14 protein-coding genes and 1 pseudogene are annotated in these 17,034 nt (G+C 68.9%); 10 read left to right on the top strand and 5 right to left on the bottom strand.

Annotation, left to right across the window (positions count from 1 at the left end):
* Positions 1–108 precede the first annotated feature (108 nt).
* Both ABZZ74_RS42165 and ABZZ74_RS42160 read left to right on the top strand, forming a co-directional pair.
* On the top strand, positions 109–789 hold the full coding sequence (locus ABZZ74_RS42165) for a response regulator transcription factor (RefSeq protein ID WP_356949439.1): 681 nt from the start codon (positions 109–111) through the stop codon (positions 787–789).
* Positions 776–2,293 (top strand): HAMP domain-containing sensor histidine kinase, encoded by a 1,518-nt coding sequence (locus ABZZ74_RS42160; RefSeq protein WP_356949438.1) that lies wholly within the window; start codon positions 776–778, stop codon positions 2,291–2,293. Before ABZZ74_RS42165 ends, ABZZ74_RS42160 begins: the two co-directional genes overlap by 14 nt.
* A 746-nt stretch (positions 2,294–3,039) precedes the next feature.
* On the opposite strand, the gene ABZZ74_RS42155 is transcribed toward ABZZ74_RS42160, so the two are convergent.
* The 4 genes and pseudogenes from ABZZ74_RS42155 to ABZZ74_RS42140 form a co-directional block, all read right to left on the bottom strand.
* Positions 3,040–4,074, bottom strand: coding sequence for an amidohydrolase family protein (locus ABZZ74_RS42155; RefSeq protein ID WP_356949437.1), 1,035 nt, complete (start codon positions 4,072–4,074; stop codon positions 3,040–3,042).
* A 289-nt stretch (positions 4,075–4,363) separates the two neighbouring features.
* Positions 4,364–5,317: a LysR family transcriptional regulator gene (locus tag ABZZ74_RS42150; RefSeq protein ID WP_356949436.1), complete on the bottom strand. Its 954-nt coding sequence runs from the start codon at positions 5,315–5,317 to the stop codon at positions 4,364–4,366.
* Positions 5,318–5,340: 23 nt separating this feature from the next.
* Positions 5,341–5,616 (bottom strand): annotated as a pseudogene (locus tag ABZZ74_RS42145) (hypothetical protein); the annotation flags it as partial.
* A gap of 341 nt (positions 5,617–5,957) precedes the next feature.
* Positions 5,958–6,614, bottom strand: a complete 657-nt coding sequence (locus ABZZ74_RS42140; RefSeq protein WP_356949435.1) for a TetR/AcrR family transcriptional regulator — start codon at positions 6,612–6,614, stop codon at positions 5,958–5,960.
* Between the two features lie 174 nt (positions 6,615–6,788).
* On the opposite strand from ABZZ74_RS42140, the gene ABZZ74_RS42135 reads away from it, so the two are divergent.
* Together ABZZ74_RS42135 and ABZZ74_RS42130 are read left to right on the top strand one after the other, a co-directional pair.
* A complete protein-coding gene (locus tag ABZZ74_RS42135) occupies positions 6,789–7,916 on the top strand; it encodes an oxygenase MpaB family protein (RefSeq protein ID WP_356949434.1) in 1,128 nt (375 codons plus the stop codon).
* Between the two features lie 497 nt (positions 7,917–8,413).
* A complete protein-coding gene (locus ABZZ74_RS42130) occupies positions 8,414–9,862 on the top strand; it encodes an aldehyde dehydrogenase (protein ID WP_356949433.1) in 1,449 nt (482 codons plus the stop codon).
* Between the two features lie 73 nt (positions 9,863–9,935).
* Here ABZZ74_RS42130 and ABZZ74_RS42125 read toward each other — a convergent pair whose 3' ends face one another.
* A complete protein-coding gene (locus ABZZ74_RS42125) occupies positions 9,936–10,622 on the bottom strand; it encodes a TetR/AcrR family transcriptional regulator (protein WP_356949432.1) in 687 nt (228 codons plus the stop codon).
* A gap of 150 nt (positions 10,623–10,772) precedes the next feature.
* Here ABZZ74_RS42125 and ABZZ74_RS42120 point away from each other — a divergent pair, with 150 nt between their 5' ends.
* The 6 genes from ABZZ74_RS42120 to ABZZ74_RS42095 form a co-directional block, all read left to right on the top strand.
* Positions 10,773–12,053 carry a cytochrome P450 gene (locus ABZZ74_RS42120; RefSeq protein WP_356949431.1) on the top strand — a complete coding sequence of 427 codons (1,281 nt, stop codon included), beginning with the start codon at positions 10,773–10,775 and terminating at the stop codon, positions 12,051–12,053.
* A gap of 41 nt (positions 12,054–12,094) precedes the next feature.
* On the top strand, positions 12,095–12,289 hold the full coding sequence (locus ABZZ74_RS42115) for a ferredoxin (RefSeq protein WP_079657423.1): 195 nt from the start codon (positions 12,095–12,097) through the stop codon (positions 12,287–12,289).
* A 5-nt stretch (positions 12,290–12,294) separates the two neighbouring features.
* Entirely contained in the window at positions 12,295–13,524 is a 1,230-nt protein-coding gene (locus ABZZ74_RS42110; protein ID WP_356949430.1) for an FAD-dependent oxidoreductase, read from the top strand.
* Complete coding sequence (locus ABZZ74_RS42105) at positions 13,521–14,621, top strand: NAD(P)-dependent alcohol dehydrogenase (RefSeq protein ID WP_356949429.1); 1,101 nt, start codon at positions 13,521–13,523, stop codon at positions 14,619–14,621. The genes ABZZ74_RS42110 and ABZZ74_RS42105 overlap by 4 nt, the downstream gene beginning before the upstream one ends.
* A 267-nt stretch (positions 14,622–14,888) precedes the next feature.
* On the top strand, positions 14,889–15,668 hold the full coding sequence (locus ABZZ74_RS42100) for an SDR family oxidoreductase (protein WP_356949428.1): 780 nt from the start codon (positions 14,889–14,891) through the stop codon (positions 15,666–15,668).
* Between the two features lie 302 nt (positions 15,669–15,970).
* The coding region (locus tag ABZZ74_RS42095) for a GAF domain-containing protein (protein ID WP_356949427.1) at positions 15,971–17,034 on the top strand (1,064 nt) is incomplete at its 3' end.

The following is a 17,034-nucleotide window of genomic DNA, read 5'->3' as shown; positions in this document are numbered from 1 at the left end:
AGCGGCGAAGACGTTCCGCCAGCGTGCCGGGACCTCGTTGACCAGTTGCTGACCCAACCTGACCGGCCGATCAGGAAGGTGGACTAGCGCTGTGCGAGGCTGCATCCCATGCGCATCCTGGTGGTCGAAGACGAGGTGGACCTTGCCCACACCCTGCACACCGGTCTGACCGCCGAGGGCTACAGCGTCGACCTCGCCCATGACGGCCGGCAGGGCCTGTGGATGGCCCAGACCGGCGAATACGCCCTTGTCGTACTGGACTTGATGCTGCCCGGACTCAACGGCTACAAGGTCTGCGCCCAGCTGCGCCGGGAGGGCAACGCGACTCCCATCCTGGTACTCACCGCCAAGGACGGGGAGTGGGATCAGGCAGAGGCCCTGGACACGGGGGCCGACGACTATCTGACCAAACCCTTCTCCTACCTGGTGCTCGTCGCACGGCTGCGGGCCCTGGTCAGACGAGCCGCCGCGGTCGCCCCGCCCGTCCTTGCCGTGGGCGACCTCTCGTTGGATGTCGCCGGCCGGGTATGCCGCCGGACCGGGGTCCGGGTGGAACTCACGCCCAGGGAGTTCGCCGTGCTGGAGCTGCTGGCCCGCCGGGCGGGCCAGGCGGTCTCCAAAGCGGATCTGCTCTATCACGCGTGGCCCGACGAGGCATGGGATCCCAACCTGGTGGAGGCGCGCGTCAGCGCCCTGCGCAAGAAGGTGGACGCCGCGTTTGACCGGCAGTCCCTGCAGACCGTGCGGGGTATCGGCTACCGCCTGGTGGACGACCGTGAACGCGACTGAGCCGCGACGCCGCCGGTGGCCGTGGCCGCGTTCGGTACGAGCCCGCACGGCCCTGGCCGCGGCCTCGGCCGCCGCGGCCATCCTGGTCGGCATCGGCTGGTGGGTCCACCACGACGTCTACCGCCAGAGCAGACAGATCGCCTACGGGCAGGCGCAGGAACAGCTCCTGGCTCTCGTCGATCAGCTGAAGGAGGGCGGGGTTCCCGCTCGCCGAAGTGCCGTGCCGTACGAGATCGTCGCGACCGGCCGACGCGCCGCTGTCGCCTACGGCGGAGGCATGGAGGAGTTCGATCCCGGCACCCGCCATGTGCTGCCCGCCCCACCGAAGGCCGAGCTGCCCGTCCCACCGGATGACGGGGCCGCCTGGGGCTATACGACCCGCCCCATCCACATACCGGCGCGCCAGGACTCCAAGCCCGGGGACCGGTTCGGCACGGACGGCGGGACCTACCTGGTCATGTACGACGACGTCAGGGCCGATGAACTGAGCCGTGACAAAGTCGCCGCTCTGGGCGTCGCCACCGACGCTCGCTTGCGGGTCTACGTGGTGGTGCTCCCGCACGCGGGCGAGGACATCGCCGGGTCAATCACCAAGGCCACCGACCGCCTGCTGCTGCGGGCCGGGCTCGTCAGCCTCGTACTCATCGCCGCCGTCGCCTACTTCGCCGTCCGCATCGCGCTGCGGCCGGTCGAAGCCATCCGTGTCCTCACCGCCTCGGTCACCGCGACCGACCCCCGCGAACGCGTCACCGTCCCCGCCACGGGACACGAGATCACCGCCCTCGCCACCACCATCAACACCACCCTCCAACGCCTCGACAACGCCGCCGCCCAGCAGCGCCGCTTCGTCGCGGACGCCGCCCACGAACTGCGCAGCCCCCTCACCACACTGCTGGCCAGCCTGGAAGTGGCGCTCGCCTACCCGGAACGCACCGACTGGCCCGCCGCGGTCACCACCGCCGCACGACAGACCCGCCGCCTCCAGGCGCTCGCCGAAGACCTGCTGCTCCTCGCGCGCCTCGACACCCGCACCCCCACAGCCAGCCCCGAAACCGTCGACCTGACAGCCCTCGCCTCTCGGCTGACCGAGCAATACCCCCCCACCGAACAGCCATTGACCCTCACCTGCGACAGCACCGCCCCCGCATACGTACACGGAAACCCCGACGAATACGAACGACTGCTGCGCAACCTCCTCGACAACGCCGCCTGCCACGCCGCGCACCGCATCCAGATCACCGTCCGGAACCAGGACGACTGGGTGGTCCTGACGGTGCACGACGACGGACCGGGCGTGCCCACCGAAGACGCCGAGCGCATCTTCGAACGCTTCGTCCGACTCGACGACGCCCGCTCCCGCGACCACGGCGGCACCGGCCTGGGCCTCGCCATCGCCCGCGACCTGGCCCACCGCCACCAAGGCACCCTAACCCTCACCCCCCGCACCCTCGGAGCATGCTTCCAGCTACGCCTCCCCCAAGCCCCCACCCCGGCCGAGAAATGACGCGCTTCACCACGGCAGCCCCCCGGAACCGGAAGACCACCGGATGACCACGCCCACCGCCACTGCCGCAGAAACGATCACCCACTTCACCCGCCAACCTGGCTGACCCCGCCTGCTGTGAACCTTCACCGCCCGACCCGCGTGCGGCTCGGAGATCACCGCCTGCCGCCACGACGACCTGGTCGGCCGACTCCGTGCGGCCGGCCTCGCCGCGATCGCCGACCTCGGCTTCGTCGGCCTCGACGGTGCTGGCGACGACAGCAGCGACCCGGCAGTGGCGGCTCGGTCGCCGTTGCCGGGTACCGACCTGGGTGACACGGCATTCACCGATCCCCAGAGCGGCACAGTCAGCGAACTACGTGCGGTGGTGCACTATCCGCGGCGCCTGACCGGCAGGTTCCCCCTGATCGTCATGGCGACGCACGGCTCATGGTGGGCCTGCGAGCCGAGGATGCCTCCACCCGGCCCTGTCCGGCCGGCTCGCACCCGTTCCCGAGTTACGACGGCTACGACTGTCTGGGCGCCGCGCTGGCCGCTCGCGGCCTTGTCGTTGTGTCGATCAGCGTGGACGGTATCAACCAGACGTCCTTCGACTACGGCGACCCGGCTGATCAACGAGCACCTGCCGCTGTGGCAGCAGTTGGCCGCCCACGGGGGAGGCCCGTTGGCAGGGCGCTTCCTCGATCCGTCCCGGCGGCCGGTCGTGCCGGACTTCACCGGCCATGTCGACACGACCCGCGTCGGCATCAGTGTTGCTTCCCGGGGGCCAGCCCCAGCTTCTGTGCGGTGCCGCCGGCGATCGCGGAGCGGTCGGCCGGGTCCAGTCCGGCGGCGTCGAGGCGGGCAAGCGGATCGGGCACGCCCATGTCGAACGGATGGTCGGAGCCGAGCACGACCCGGTCGGCGCCGACGGCGGCGACCAGCGTGCGCAGCGCCTGCGGGCTGTAGACGAGCGAGTCGAACCAGATCCGGCGCAGGTACGCCGAGGGTGCTTCGGCGCACTGCCGGGCGTCGCTGCGCACCTGCCAGGCGTGGTCGGAGCGGCCGAGGTAGGTGGGCAGGTAGCCGCCGCCGTGCGCGGCGATCACCCGCAGGTTCGGGTGCCGGTCCAGGACCCCCGCGAAGATCAGGTGCGAGAGGGCGACGGCGTTCTCGACCGGTTGTCCGACCGTGTTGGCCAGGTAGAACCGGTCGAGTCGCTCGTCGAGCGAACAGCCGAGGGGGTGCAGGAACACCGCAGCGGCAGTCTCGGCGGCCCGCGCCCAGAACGGGTCGAGCCGTGCGTCCGACAGCTCGACGCCAGGGGCGAACGAGGAGATCTCGACGCCCTTGAGACCGAGACCGAGAGCGTCGTCGAGAGCGGCGACGCACAGATCGGGATGCTGCAGCGGGACCAGTCCGAACCCCGCCAGCCGGTCGGGAGCCTGGGCGACGACGGCAGCCACACCGCGGTTCGCCGCTCGGCACACCTCGGTCGCAAGATCGGGGCGCGCCCAGTAGTGGTAGTGCGACGGGGACGGCGAAACGACCTGCACGTCCACGCCCGCCGCGTCCATGTCGGACAGGCGCCGCTCCACAGTCGTCAGCGCGGGCATGGCCGCCCGGACCATCTGCCCCGAAACTGTCATCGATTCCGCGCCGTGGCGCCGTGCCTCGAGCGCGTGGAGTTCGGCGAGCCCCGGCTCGTCGGCGACCAGCGCCTCGACCTCAGCGATGAAGCAGTGGGCGTGCACGTCGATCGCGAGGTCCCTGCCCGGGGCGGGCGCCTGCGGGGTGTTCACGGCTGCTCCACGAGCGGGGAGTCCTGCAGTGGCGTGTGCACGGTCGGCCCGGGACAGGAGAGGTCCCGGCGGCCGGGACCCCAGTGGAGATCAACGACCAGCGCGGGACGTTCCACGTGAGCGTCTACGACCGTGGCGAGAGCAAGAGGAGCAACCATGAACGGTCCTTCCGTTTACTGTGACGCCCCCACTGTCTGCCCGGCCGGCCACATCAGGGAAGCTGAAAAGGCTGATGCCCTATATAAGGCGGACGAATGTCGCGAGGGGATCACCACGGCGGCCGGGAACGTCATGTCCGCCGGTCGAGGTGCCGGCTCGTCTCGGCGAGGACCGACCGCAGCCACGCGTGCCCCGGGTCGCGAGTCTGCAGCGGATGCCACCAGAGCGCCTGCACCACCGGCACCACGTCCCAGGGACATGCGAGCACCCGGAGTCGGTGACGGGCAGCCAGTATGTCGGCCAGGTGACGCTGAATGAGTCCGAGTCGACGGGTCCCGACGATGTAGAACGGCAGGGCGAGGAAGCTCTCGACGACCGCCTGGACCCTGGGCTCGATTCCCAGTTGCTCCAGTTGCCGCACGGCGGAGAGGAAGCGGGTCGGTCCGTGGTGGGTGAGTACCCAGGGCAGTTCGGCGACGTCCGTCATGGTCAGGGCGGCAGCGACGGCGTCATTGTCCTGATCGACCACGCACACCCATTCGTCGGTGAACAAGTCGCTCGATGGCAGGTCGAACACGTATCCGCGTGGAACGATCATGCCGTCCATCCCGCGGAGCCAGTCGGTCGGGCTGTCCGTCACGGTGTTCGGGTGATTCTCGAACCGCAGCATGACACCGGGAGCCCGGTCCGCGAGCACCTGCGCGACCCGCGGACCGAGCACGGCCATGGCGTAGTCCGAGGCGTGCAGGGTGAAGGTCCGCGTGGATGTCGCCGGATCGAACACGGCCTCACTGGCGAAGACGCGCTCGACCTCCTTCAGCGCGTGAGCCGTGCGGAGCCGCAGGGCCTGGGCGAGTGGGCTCAACTCGGACGTGTTGCCTGACCGGACGAGCAGCGGATCGTCGAAGTGCCGCCGCAACCGGGCGAGCGCGCCCGAGAGGGCGGGCTGGGACAAGCCGAGGCGAGCGGCGGCCCGCGTCACCGAACGCTCCTCCAGCAACACGTCGAGCGATACGAGGAGGTTCAGGTCCAGGTTCGACAGCTTCACGGCGGCCTCCGCCTCGCTCTCGTCGATGTGAGACATCAGCGAATTCAACCTAACTTTTACTAGGACTCCGTCAGGTCTGTGTCGATCTTGATGTGCTGTGTGTCCGGCTGGGCAGGGGCTGATGGCAGGTGGTGCAGGTGCCGGTCCAACACCTCAGCACGTCCTGCAGTGCGTCGAGGACTTGGTGGAGAGTGAGACCGGTTCGGGCGCTTTGGGGCCAGGCGTTGTTCGGTGAGGAAAGCGTGGGCGGCGGTCACGAGGGTGACGTGGTGGTGCCAGCCAGGCCAGGACCGGCCCTCGAAGTGGTCCAGGCCCAGGCCGTGCTTGAGTTCGCGGACCCTCCGGCTTGGCCTCCACGACATGGAGTTCGGTGTCCGCTCGACCTGCCGTCTGGCGTGGCTCCAGCCCCGCGTTGACCGACTCGGCGGCCTCGACCATGATCCGTCCGGCCTCGGTCGGCGTGACCCCGCGGGTGCTGCGCGCACGACCTTGCTGCCGAGGCTCCGTTCGCGCCGCCACCTGAACCGCCCTCGAGGAGGGCGGGGTGCAACGCCACCCGGGTGAGCAGCGTCATCGCCTCGCCCCTCTCCACCAGCCCGGCCTGCGCCACGAGGCCCACGTGGCGGGCGAGGTGCCCCTCGTCGGCGGCGCTCCCGGCGCGACGGCCCGTTTACGTTCAGCGGTGGGCTTCACCGTGCGCGGCCAGCATGCGGCGGACGAACTGCTCACATGTGGTGGACGCGGCCTCCAGGGCGAACGCCTCGGGTGCCACCAGGAGTTGGGCCGCGGTGCCGCGCAGCATCCCGGTGATCGCGGCCGCCACGCCGGCCGGGTCGACGTCCGTCCTGACCGTCCCGTCCTCCTGACCGGAGCGCACGTACGTCTCGACCTTGCCCCGGATACCGCGGTCGAACTCCACGAACACCTCCCGCACGACCGATTCCTCGGGCAGGGACGCACCCCATAGCGCGAAGAAGGCACGGGCGGCCTCTGGCTCCCGGGCGACCCAGGTGAGGTAGGAGCGGACCAGCCCGACCAGCAATTCCAGCGGATCCCCGGTGAGGCCGTCGATGATCTCGACAATCCCCCGCTGACTCTCTCGCGCCACGCGTTGCAGCAGCACCACCTTGGATCCGAAGTGGTGGTTGACCAATCCTCGGCTGTATCCGGCCTCCGCGCCGACATCCGCCACCGAGGTCTGATCAACGCCCCTGCGCGCGACGAGCCGACTCGCGGCGTCCAGGAGTGCTCGTTCCGCCTGGTCGCGCCGCTCCTGCTTGGTGCGCGGCGGGGCGGGAGCTGCGGTTTCGGAGTTCAGCGGGGTTGACGGCATGTGCCGAGCTTACTATCTTCCAAATCATTGCTGAACGCTTAACAAGCGTCTTTGAGGGAGTCGCCTCGGTCTCATACGGCCCGACTCGGCGGGCCCCGCGGGAGCGTTGCGCCGGAGACGACGGCCGCCCGGTCCAGCGCCTTCCTCGCCCATCGGTGAACAAAGGAGTTCGGTATGGCTGCCACAGACAAGAGCCCGAAGACTGCCGGCCGGGTCGACCCGGTCGTCACCAAAGAGCGCATGCTCGGCACCGAGTCACGGTGGCGCCGGTTCGGCGAGCCGACCCCCGCGGGCGGCTCCCTCAAGGAGGACGGGACGCCGGACTACGGCGTGTTCGGGCCGGGCAGCATCGCGTGGGACGTGCTGCTGCACCCGGCCACTGTCTTCTTCCAGAGCCCCGCGCAGTTCGTGCTCCAGCTGACGTACAAGCCGATCCTGGCGGGCGTGCGCGACTGGGACCCGATCTCGCGCAAGGCGCGCAAGGGCGAACTCACCATCTTCGACCGCTTCGACCGGCAGCAGCGGAACTCCGGGATCCACGCCCCCATGTGGCTCGGCGACACCCCCACCGCCCGCCGCGTCGCCCAGCACCTGCACAACATCCACGCCAAGGTGGCCGGTGACGTCATCGACATCGCCCATCCCGAGCTCGGCGGCTACCAGGCCAACGGCCCGCGCGAGGCCATGTGGGCGGCGCTCACCGAGATGCACACCATGCTGTGGGTCTACGAGAACCTCGCCTTCCGCGACGGCAAGGCCCCGCACCGCCTCACCCCCGAGCAGCGCGACCAGTACATCGCCGAGGTGGCCGTGTACTGCCGCCTCTTCGACTCGCCCGAGGGAGAGATCCCCACGACGATGGCCGAGCTGAAGGCGCTGTACGAGAAGTACGACGACATGTTCAAGCCCAGCCGGACCATGGACGTCATCCCCGCGACCGGACAGAGCTTCCACAAGATCCAGCACGACTCGATCAAGAAGAACTTCCACGTCTCCCAACTGCGCATCCGGGCCCAGTTGCTGCTGAGTCAGAAGCTGTTCCGGTACCCGATCCTGGGCGCCGTCTCGGGCAAGACCCGGCGCAACATGGGCATCGGTCCGGTCAAGAACGCCATGGCCGTCGCATCGACCAAGACCATGCTGCCGCTGATCTGGCTGATCCAGCAGCCGCAGACGGAACGCCACATGATGCGGCTGATGTGGGGCCCCGACGCGGTGAAGCTGATCGAGTCGGCCCGCGAACTGCAGCGCCAGGCAAAGGCGGGGCTGCTCCCCGACGCACCGAACAGGACGGCGGCGTAGTCCGTCGCCCGTATCCCCTGACCCGCACCCTTTGATTTCCCTTGAAAGGCCGGGCTTCTCATGTCCCAAGCCGGGCCGGCGGGTTGAGGACGTCGTGACCCACAGCGGGGTCTTCTTCACCGTCATCGCTGATCCGGGTTTCGACAAGCCGGCCGACCCCAGCGGGCTCGCCCAGCGTGCAAACGATCTCGCGGTGCGGGAGCGGGCAGGTGGTCGACGCGTGAGGCGGCCGCCTCCTGCACGCTCCAGTCGGGGCGGCCGGACTCAAGACCCTGCAGCAGACGCAGCAGCCCCCGTTCCGCGACGCGACCCTCCAGTTGGCCGAACTCGGCGAGTAGCGCATCGCCCCTGTGCTCGTTGCCATCGACATCGTCTGGGCCGACGCCCGACGAACGTCCGCACCCCTGCAGTCCACCTCAGCGACATCACGGTCCGTGCCAGCGGCGAGGACTACGTCTGCTGACGAGGGCCTGCGATTCCGAAGGAGCATGCAAACAATGGAACACATATACGACTCTCTGTTCATCGGCGGCGACTGGATCGCACCGTCGTCGGCCGCGACGATCACCGTCGCCTCGGCGACCACCGAAGAGCCCATCGGACGGGTGCCGGAGGCGGTGTCGGCCGATGTCGACGCTGCCGTCGCCGCTGCCCGCAGCGCCTTCGACGACTCGACCGGGTGGGCGACATGGGAGCCGGACCGCCGGGCCGAGGCGATGGAACGGCTCGCCGACATGCTCGGCAAGCGCGGCGAGCAGTTCGCGCAGCTCGTCAGCCGTGAGAACGGCATGCCCATCGTGACCAGCCGCCGCTCGGAGGCCGTCATCGGCGCCGCCGTACTGCGGTACTACGCAGCCCTTGCCCGGCAAACCGGCGTCGAGGAGTCCCGCCCGGCGGTGGCCGGCAACGGCACCACCGTCGTACGCCGTGCCCCGGTCGGGGTGGTCGCCGCGATCGTGCCGTGGAACTTCCCGCAGACCCTGACCATGTTCAAGCTGGGGCCGGCCCTCGCGGCAGGCTGCACGGTCGTCCTCAAGCCCGCGCCGGAGACCGCCCTCGACGCCTTCCTGCTGGCCGAGGCCGTCAGGGAGGCCGGCCTTCCACCCGGCGTGGTGAACGTCGTGCCCGCCGACCGTGAGGCTTCCGGCTACCTCGTCGGTCATCCCGGCGTGGACAAGGTCGCCTTCACCGGCTCCACCGCCACCGGTCGGGCAATCGCCGAGCAGTGCGGCAGGCTGCTGCGTCCGGTCACCCTGGAGCTGGGGGGCAAGTCCGCCGCGATCGTCCTCGACGACGCGGACCTGGAGCCCAACCTCGACGCCTTCTTCCGCGCGACCTTGAACAACAACGGGCAGACCTGTCTGATCGGCACCCGCGTCCTCGCCCCGCGCAGCCGCTACGGCGAGGTGGTCGACCTGCTCACCGACTACTTCGGATCCCTCAGCATCGGCGACCCGCTCGACGAGGGGACGCGCGTCGGCCCGCTCGTCTCCCGACGACAGCGCGAGCGCGTGGAGGGCTACATCGCCAAGGGCCGCGCGGAAGGCGGGCGGATCACCACCGGCGGCGGCAGGCCGCAGGGCCTCGACCGCGGCTGGTTCGTAGAGCCGACGATCTTCGCGGACGTGGACAACGACTTCACCCCGGCCCGCGAGGAGATCTTCGGACCGGTCCTGTGCGTGCTGCCGTACCACGATGTCGACGACGCCGTCCGTATCGCCAATGACTCCGATTACGGCCTCGGCGGCACCGTCTGGGGCACCGACAGCGAGCGCGCCCTCGCTGTCGCCCGCCGGGTCCATACAGGAAGCGTCGGCATCAACGGATACGCGCTGGACCTCGGCGCACCCTTCGGCGGCGTCAAGGACAGCGGCCTCGGCCGCGAACTCGGCCCCGAGGGTCTGGCCTCCTACCAGCAGCTCAAGAGCATCTACGGCATCGTCTGAACCGGAGGTGACGAGAGCGACCGCGCGGGTAATCCCCCTGAAAGGGCTCATGCATGCGGATGGGGCGCTCCGGTCAGGAAGACGCGGGCGGTCTGACGAGAGCGCGCAACGAAGCGGCGACGAACGCCTGAGCGTCGTCCTTCCCCTGGAAGGCAGGCCGTTTCGTCGCATGGCCCAGGGCGACCCGGCCGTGAGCGATGACGAACAGCAGTACGGTCGTCGGGTCGACGTCGTCTTGCCCCAGAGGCATGACGAAGCCCGCCTCACGGCACCGTGCGACGGCCCGCTCCAGGGTGTCGTAGACCGGCCAGGGTGTGGCGTAGTCCTCCTGGACCACACGGGCGTGGTCGGGAGAGGCCGAGAACAGCAACTCGTAGTTGGTCGGGTTCCGGGTCGCGTATTCGACATAAGCGGCGAGCTGTGCCTCCAGCTGCGCGAACGGCCCCGCGCCGGCTGCCTTTCGGTCGGCCTGATCCATCACCTTCGCGAGTTCGCCCCACGCCCTGAGCAGAAGGTGCCACATCAGATCGCCTCTGTCCTCGAAGTGGAGGTAGAGCGCGGGTGCGGTCACATTGGCCTCTCTGGCCACCGACCGCAGTGTCACTCCCGAGGGCCCCTTCTCGGCCAGCACCCGGGCAGCGGCGTCGAGCAGGTCGCCCCGCAGGCGTCCGCCTTCGCCCTTTCGATTGGGCGTGCGACGGGAACCGCCCCGTGGGCCGACGGCCTGCTCAGCCGACTCGCCGGTCGATTTCTTCGTCACGCGTGGCCCCTCTTCGTCCGCTCCACCAGGCCGTCATTGTTCCATACACCCTCGCGCGAAATTATTGGTTTACAGGGGTTTACCAATCTATCCCGGCGCGTTACCTTCGTGACTGCCATCGAGGAAAATACACAGCGAGAGGCACTTACCATGCCGGTACCCACACACCTACGCCCGTTCACTACGGACAAGGACATATCGAGCGCCGAATTCTGGGCGCGGTCCTTCGTCGAGCGGGAAGAGACGTTCGGCTGGCTGCGGAAGAACGCACCGGTGAGCTGGCATCCTCCGCTGGAGACCCCCGAGCTTCCGCCCGAGGTGCACGGGGAGCCGGGTTTCTGGGCCGTGGTACGTGCCGAGGACGTCGCCTTCGTGAGCCGCAACCACGAATTGTTCAGCTCCGACTCGAAGAAGCACGGCCGCTCGGTCATGTTCCGGCCGACGGACCCCTCGCTCGTGCCGTCGCCGACCTTCCTCACCATGGACCCCCCGGAGCACACGCGCTACCGCCGCATCATGAGCGCAGGGTTCACCCCCAAGGCCGTGAACCGGCTGCGCGGGCTGATCGAACAGCGCGCCGCACGGATCGTCGACCGCGTCATGGGGGCCGGCGAGATCGACTTCGTCACCGAGGTCTCGGCGAAGCTGCCGATGATGACGGTGGCCGACCTCGTCGGCGTCCCCGAGGAACTGGTCGAGACGTTCGCCGAGGCCGGCGACCGCTTCGTCGGGGCCGACGACCCGGAGATCAACGGCGGCACGGACCGCACCCAGTTCGCGATGCAGCAGATACGAGTGCTGCGCGAGATCGGGCTCGACCTCGTCCGGCACCGCCGCACCCACCCCACGGACGACATCGCGACGGCGCTCGCACAGGCAGAGTTCGACGGCAAGCCGCTCTCGGACGACGACATCCAGTCGGCCATGCTGCTGCTCAGTGTGGCCGGGAACGACACCACCAAGCAGACCACCTCGCACAGTGTCGTCCAGCTGTGGAAGCACCCGGACCAGAAGGCCTGGCTGACGGAGGACTTCGACGGCCGTATCGCCGCCTCCATCGAGGAGTTCATCCGCCACGCCTCACCGGTCGTCGAGTTCGCCCGCACCGCGACCCAGGACCTGGAACTGGGGGGCCAAGAGATCCTCGCCGGCGACAAGGTCGTCGTCTTCTACGCCTCGGCCAACCGCGACGAGGAGGTGTTCGACGCGCCGCACCGCTTCGACCTGAGGCGGACGCCCGTCCCGCACTACGGCTTCGGCGGCGGAGGCGTCCACTTCTGCCTCGGCAACGGCATCGCGAAGGCGCAGTTGCGCGCCCTCTTCTCCAACATCCTCACCAAGCTCCCCGACATGCGGGTGGGCGAGCCGGAAATGCTCCAGAGCGAATTCATCCACGGCATCCGCCACCTGCCCGTCGTCATCCCCAACTAGCAATTCATAACCGGCAATTCAGTTCAGTAAGGACGCATGACATGAAGATCAAGGTGGACCGTGGCCGCTGCACCGGCATCGGCATCTGCGAGTCGGTCGCACCCGACTATTTCGAGGTGGGCGACGACGGCGGTCTCGTCCTCCTGCGCGAGCACATCGACGACCCACAGCGGGCGGAAGTCGAGGACGCCGTGCGCGCCTGTCCCGCGCTCGCCCTCTCGATCGTCGAGGACTGATGGCCATGACGTCGACCACTGGTGCCGGCCTCGTGGTGATCGGTGGCTGCCTCGCGGGACTGCGAGCCGTCCAGGCCGCGCGGCGAGGCGGCTTCTCGGGCCGGATCGTACTGGTCGGACGGGAACCTCAGCTGCCCTACGACCGCCCTCCCCTGTCGAAGTCGTTCCTCACCGAGCAGGACGCCGAGCCGACCTTCTACATCGACGAGGCGGAACTCGCCGGACTCGACGTCGAACTGCGCCTCGGAGCGGAAGCCACCGGTGTCGACCTCGCCTCCCGGACCGTCACCGTCGGCGGCGCGCCCCTCGCCTACGACAAGCTGATCATCGCGACGGGCGCGGACGCCCGCCCCCTGGCCGAGACACCCCCGCTCACCGGCGTGCACACCCTGCGCACGCTCTCGGAGGCGGCCGCGCTGCGCCACGCGCTGCGGGACGCGAAGAACGTGGTCATCGTCGGCGCGGGCTTCATCGGCTCGGAGGTCGCCTCCTCGGCGCGCACACTCGGCGCCCGGGTGACGATCGTGGAGGCGGCCGCCACTCCGCTGGTCCGCGCCCTCGGCGAAACCGTCGGTGCCGCGGTCTCCGGCCTCCATGGGCGCAACGGAGTACGACTGCTGCGCGGCACGGCGCTGGAGAAGATCGTCGGTGACGGGCACATCACCGCCGTCACTCTGAGTACCGGCGAGACCCTCGAAACCGATCTGCTCGTCATCGGCGTCGGCGCCGCACCGGCCACCGGCTGGCTCCGTGATTCCGGGCTGGAACTCCACCCCGTCGACGGCGGACTGGTGTGCGATGCCAACCTGCGCACGTCCAACGAGCACGTGTACGCCGCCGGCGACCTCGTGCACTGGCCGAATGCGCTCATGGACACCACCATGCGCCTGGAGAACTGGACGAACGCAGCCGACCAGGGGGCGCGTGCAGCCCTGAACGCACTCTTCCCCGAGAAGGCGCAGGGGTACGAGACGGTCCCGTACTTTTGGAGTGACTGGTACGGCCGGCGCATCCAGTTCGTCGGCACCGCGACCGCCGAGAGCGTCAAGTTCGTCGACAGCCTGCCGGACGACGACCGGTTCACCGCGCTCTACCGCACCGGCGACCGAGTGATCGGGGCCGCCACCCTCGACGAACCCCGACTGATCATGAAGTTGCGGCGGCTGATCGCCACCCGCGGCAGCTGGTACGAGGCCGTGGAACTGGTGCGGGCCAAGTCGGTGAGCACCCGATGACGGCTACCCGCGCGGCGGTCCTGCGCGGACACGACCACGCGTTCGCCGTCGAGGACGTCGAGCTGGGTCCGCTGCGCCCGGACGAGATCCTGGTACGCATCGCCGGTGTCGGCATGTGCCACACCGACATGATGCCCCGTGACCCCGGTTTCGCGGCCCAGCTGGGACCCGTCGTGCTCGGGCACGAAGGGTCAGGGGTAGTCGAGCAGGTCGGCGGCGCGGTGACCAGAATTCAGGTCGGCGACCATGTCCTGCTCAGCTTCGACTCCTGCGGCTGGTGCGCGACGTGCCTGCGTGGGGCGCCTGCCTACTGCACCGAGTTCTCGCAGCGCAACATGACGGGCCGGCGCACCGACGGCACCCACGGAGCGACGGACCGGGACGGTGCCCCGCTCGCGGTGCGGTGGTTCGGCCAGTCCTCGTTCGCCGGGCACGCCGTGGCCACCGAGCGCAACGCCGTCGTCGTGGACCGCGAACTCCCGCTCGAACTGCTGGGGCCTTTGGGCTGCGGGCTCCAGACGGGGGCGGGCGCGGTACTCAACGAGATGGCGCCGAGCGCCGGCCAGTCAATCGCCGTCTTCGGTGCGGGCGCGGTCGGCCTCGCCGCCGTCATGGCGGCCAAGATCGCCGGTGCGGCCGACATCGTGGTCGTCGACCTCGTCCCCGGCCGTCTCGACCTCGCCCTCGAACTCGGTGCGACACGCACGGTCCTGGGCGACACCGACGATGTACTCGCGCGGATCGTCAACGGTGGTCCGGGCGTCGACTTCACCCTCGACACCACGGGCGTCCCCGGTGTGATGCGCACGGCCGTGGCATGCCTGGCCCGGCCAGGCAAGGCCGTGCTGGTCGGTGTCGGCAGCAAGGAGGTCTCCGTCCCGCCCGCGATGCTGGCCGGGCGCACCCTCACCTTCTCCCTGGAGGGCAACTCCGTCCCCCAGCTCTTCCTGCCGAGACTGCTCCGCTTCTGGGAGCGCGGACTCTTCCCGTTCGAAAAGCTCGTCCGTACCTACTCCCTGGACGACATCAATCAGGCGGAATCCGACGCGATCGCGGGAACCACTGTCAAGCCCGTGCTCCTGCCGGCGCGACGCTAAGAGATCACACTGCGGTCGACCGCGAGTCGCCCCGATCCGTCGCGCCACCGAAGTACAGCTGGTGCGATTCGGAGAACGTGACCCTGCGGTCTGGCGCCGATACGGGGACATGGTGCTACAGGCGCTGTGCCACTCCCCACACTGCTGACAGGACAGTACCGATCTCATCTACTGAGGCGTGCTCAGGAAACCGTCCGGGCCGCCCGCGGCGAACTCGGTTGTCGCCACCGCCTCGCATGAGAGGTGATCAAATGAGGAGAGAAACCCATGGATCTGGGGCTGAAGGACAAACGCGCGGTGGTCACCGGTGGCAGCCGGGGCATTGGCCTGGCGGTGGGCCGGGCTCTCGCCCAGGAAGGTGCCGATGTCGCACTTGTCGGCCGCAATGCGCAGGCGGCGGCCGAGCAGGCCGCCGCGCTCGCCGCCGACACCGGGGCGCGCGTGATCGGGATCGGCGCGGACACCGGTGACGACGCCTCGGTAGCGACCATGGCCGCGGCCGCCATTGAGCAGTTGGGTGGCGTCGACATCCTGGTCAACAACGCGGCCATGACCAATCCCGGCGTGATCGCGGAGTCAGCGTTGGAGGCGGAGATCAACGTCAAGGTGCGGGGCTATCTGCGCTGTGCGAGGGCGTTCGCGCCCGGCATGGTCGAGCGCGGCTGGGGCCGGATCATCAACGTCGGCGGCGCTGCCGCGCGGCGCACCGGCTCGGTAACCGGCTCGATCCGCAATGTCGCCGTTGCCGCGCTGACCAAGAACCTCGCCGACGAACTGGGCCCACGTGGCGTGAACGTCACCGTCGTACACCCCGGCCCTACCAGCAGCGACACCATGGCCAAGGCGTTGGCGGCCAACGCCGAGTCCCGCGGGCTGACTGTGGAGGAGGTCGAACGCGAGTTCAGCGCGGCGATCTCGATCGGCCGGATCGTCACGCCGGGCGAGGTCGCCGCAGTGATCGCGTTTCTGGCCAGCCCGCGCAGCGTCGCGCTCAACGGCGACCCGATCATCGCCAGCGGTGGTGAGCTCGGTCCCATCTACTACTGACCGCCCCGACGGGATGAACTCCCCCTGGTAAGCCGGGAAGTCTGGCCGGCACCGTGTCCGTACAACGGCGGGGGACTCCCATGGCAACCGACCACGCGTCACTCCGCAGTTGTGAGAGGAGCCGGGGCGGCGTCCGACGCGGCGACCCCCTGCCGGCCGACCTCCGCGCCTGGGTCCGGCCTCATGAGATCCGGTATCGCACAACGAATCGATCTACGACGAGCGACCATCACTTCCCACTATCTGAAATGGTAGCAAATCAGAAAGAATGTAAAATTCTGCCATATATTTAGAGTATGGAGATGGACGTCGATGCCTTCCTTTGTGGTCTTGCTCGGGGTCTCCGGAAACGAGCTGATCAGATGGCAGCCCCACTGATCGAGAGCAAGCGCACCCACACCCCGACCGTCTGGGAGCACGACGATTTGGCCGCACTGGCGGCGCTGGAGGTGCACGAGCACATCGCTCTGATGTTGGACGTTCTGGAGAGCGGTCGCGGTGTCGCGGACGCGACCGTGCCGCCGACCGCCGTCGACTTCGCCAGACGTGTCGCCGAGCGCGGGATTCCGATCAGCGAGCTTCTGCGCACCTATCGGGTCGCCCATGTCGGTGCTCTCCAGACGGCCCTGGAAGAGGTGGCCCGTCTCACCCGGGACGCGGAACTGCGGACCGCGGCGGCCGCTGAGTTGATCCAGCTGACGTTCGACTACGTGGACCGTGCATCGGAACAGGTCGTCGCGGTGTACCAGGAAGCGCGTGATCGCCGACTACAGCGGCGCCTGCTCGTGATCAATGAGGCGAGCAGACGGATAGGGGGCACTCTCGATGCCGTCCGAACGGCTCGCGAACTGGCAGCAGTGGGCGTCGACCAGCTTGCCGACCTGGTCACTGTCGACCTGCTCGGCTCCGCGCTGCAGGAACAGATCCATGCCCACCCCGAGCCCGAAGCGTTTGTGCTGCATCGAGTTGCCCGGAAGTCGGCGTACGGAGGGAAGCCGGACCCGCCTGCCGTGGGGATGTCCTATCGATTGCCTGATGGATCGGAGCCGGCGCGCGCGATGGCGCAGGGCCGGCCCGTGCGTTACGCCATGACCTCCTCCGAACTGCCGGAATGGGCTGCGAGAACCTTTGCCGACAGCAACGACACGAGTACTTCAACCATTCGCTCGATCCTCCTGGCGCCGCTATGGGCCCATGGCAGTCCGCTGGGGCTGGCACAATTCGTTCGCCATCAGACACAAGCGCCCTTCGATGATGACGATCTGCTCCTGGCTCAGGAGATCACATCCCGAGCTGCGGTCTACATCGACAATGCGCGCCAGTTCGCCCACGAGCGTTCGACCGCACTGACTCTCCAGCACAGCCT

This window comes from Streptomyces sp. NPDC006476 (genome assembly GCF_040612015.1).
Taxonomy (GTDB): Bacteria; Actinomycetota; Actinomycetes; order Streptomycetales; family Streptomycetaceae; genus Streptomyces; species Streptomyces griseorubiginosus_B.
Note: the sequence above shows the minus strand (reverse complement) of the source record. Positions and strands in the feature narration are given on the sequence as shown.

Coding starts and splice junctions, on each gene's coding strand:
- ABZZ74_RS42165 (WP_356949439.1), top strand. CDS start 109: ATGCGCATCCTGGTGGTCGAAGACGAGGTGGACCTTGCCCACACCCTG.
- ABZZ74_RS42150 (WP_356949436.1), bottom strand. CDS start 5,317: ATGTCTCACATCGACGAGAGCGAGGCGGAGGCCGCCGTGAAGCTGTCG.
- ABZZ74_RS42140 (WP_356949435.1), bottom strand. CDS start 6,614: ATGCCGTCAACCCCGCTGAACTCCGAAACCGCAGCTCCCGCCCCGCCG.
- ABZZ74_RS42135 (WP_356949434.1), top strand. CDS start 6,789: ATGGCTGCCACAGACAAGAGCCCGAAGACTGCCGGCCGGGTCGACCCG.
- ABZZ74_RS42130 (WP_356949433.1), top strand. CDS start 8,414: ATGGAACACATATACGACTCTCTGTTCATCGGCGGCGACTGGATCGCA.
- ABZZ74_RS42120 (WP_356949431.1), top strand. CDS start 10,773: ATGCCGGTACCCACACACCTACGCCCGTTCACTACGGACAAGGACATA.
- ABZZ74_RS42115 (WP_079657423.1), top strand. CDS start 12,095: ATGAAGATCAAGGTGGACCGTGGCCGCTGCACCGGCATCGGCATCTGC.
- ABZZ74_RS42110 (WP_356949430.1), top strand. CDS start 12,295: ATGACGTCGACCACTGGTGCCGGCCTCGTGGTGATCGGTGGCTGCCTC.
- ABZZ74_RS42105 (WP_356949429.1), top strand. CDS start 13,521: ATGACGGCTACCCGCGCGGCGGTCCTGCGCGGACACGACCACGCGTTC.
- ABZZ74_RS42100 (WP_356949428.1), top strand. CDS start 14,889: ATGGATCTGGGGCTGAAGGACAAACGCGCGGTGGTCACCGGTGGCAGC.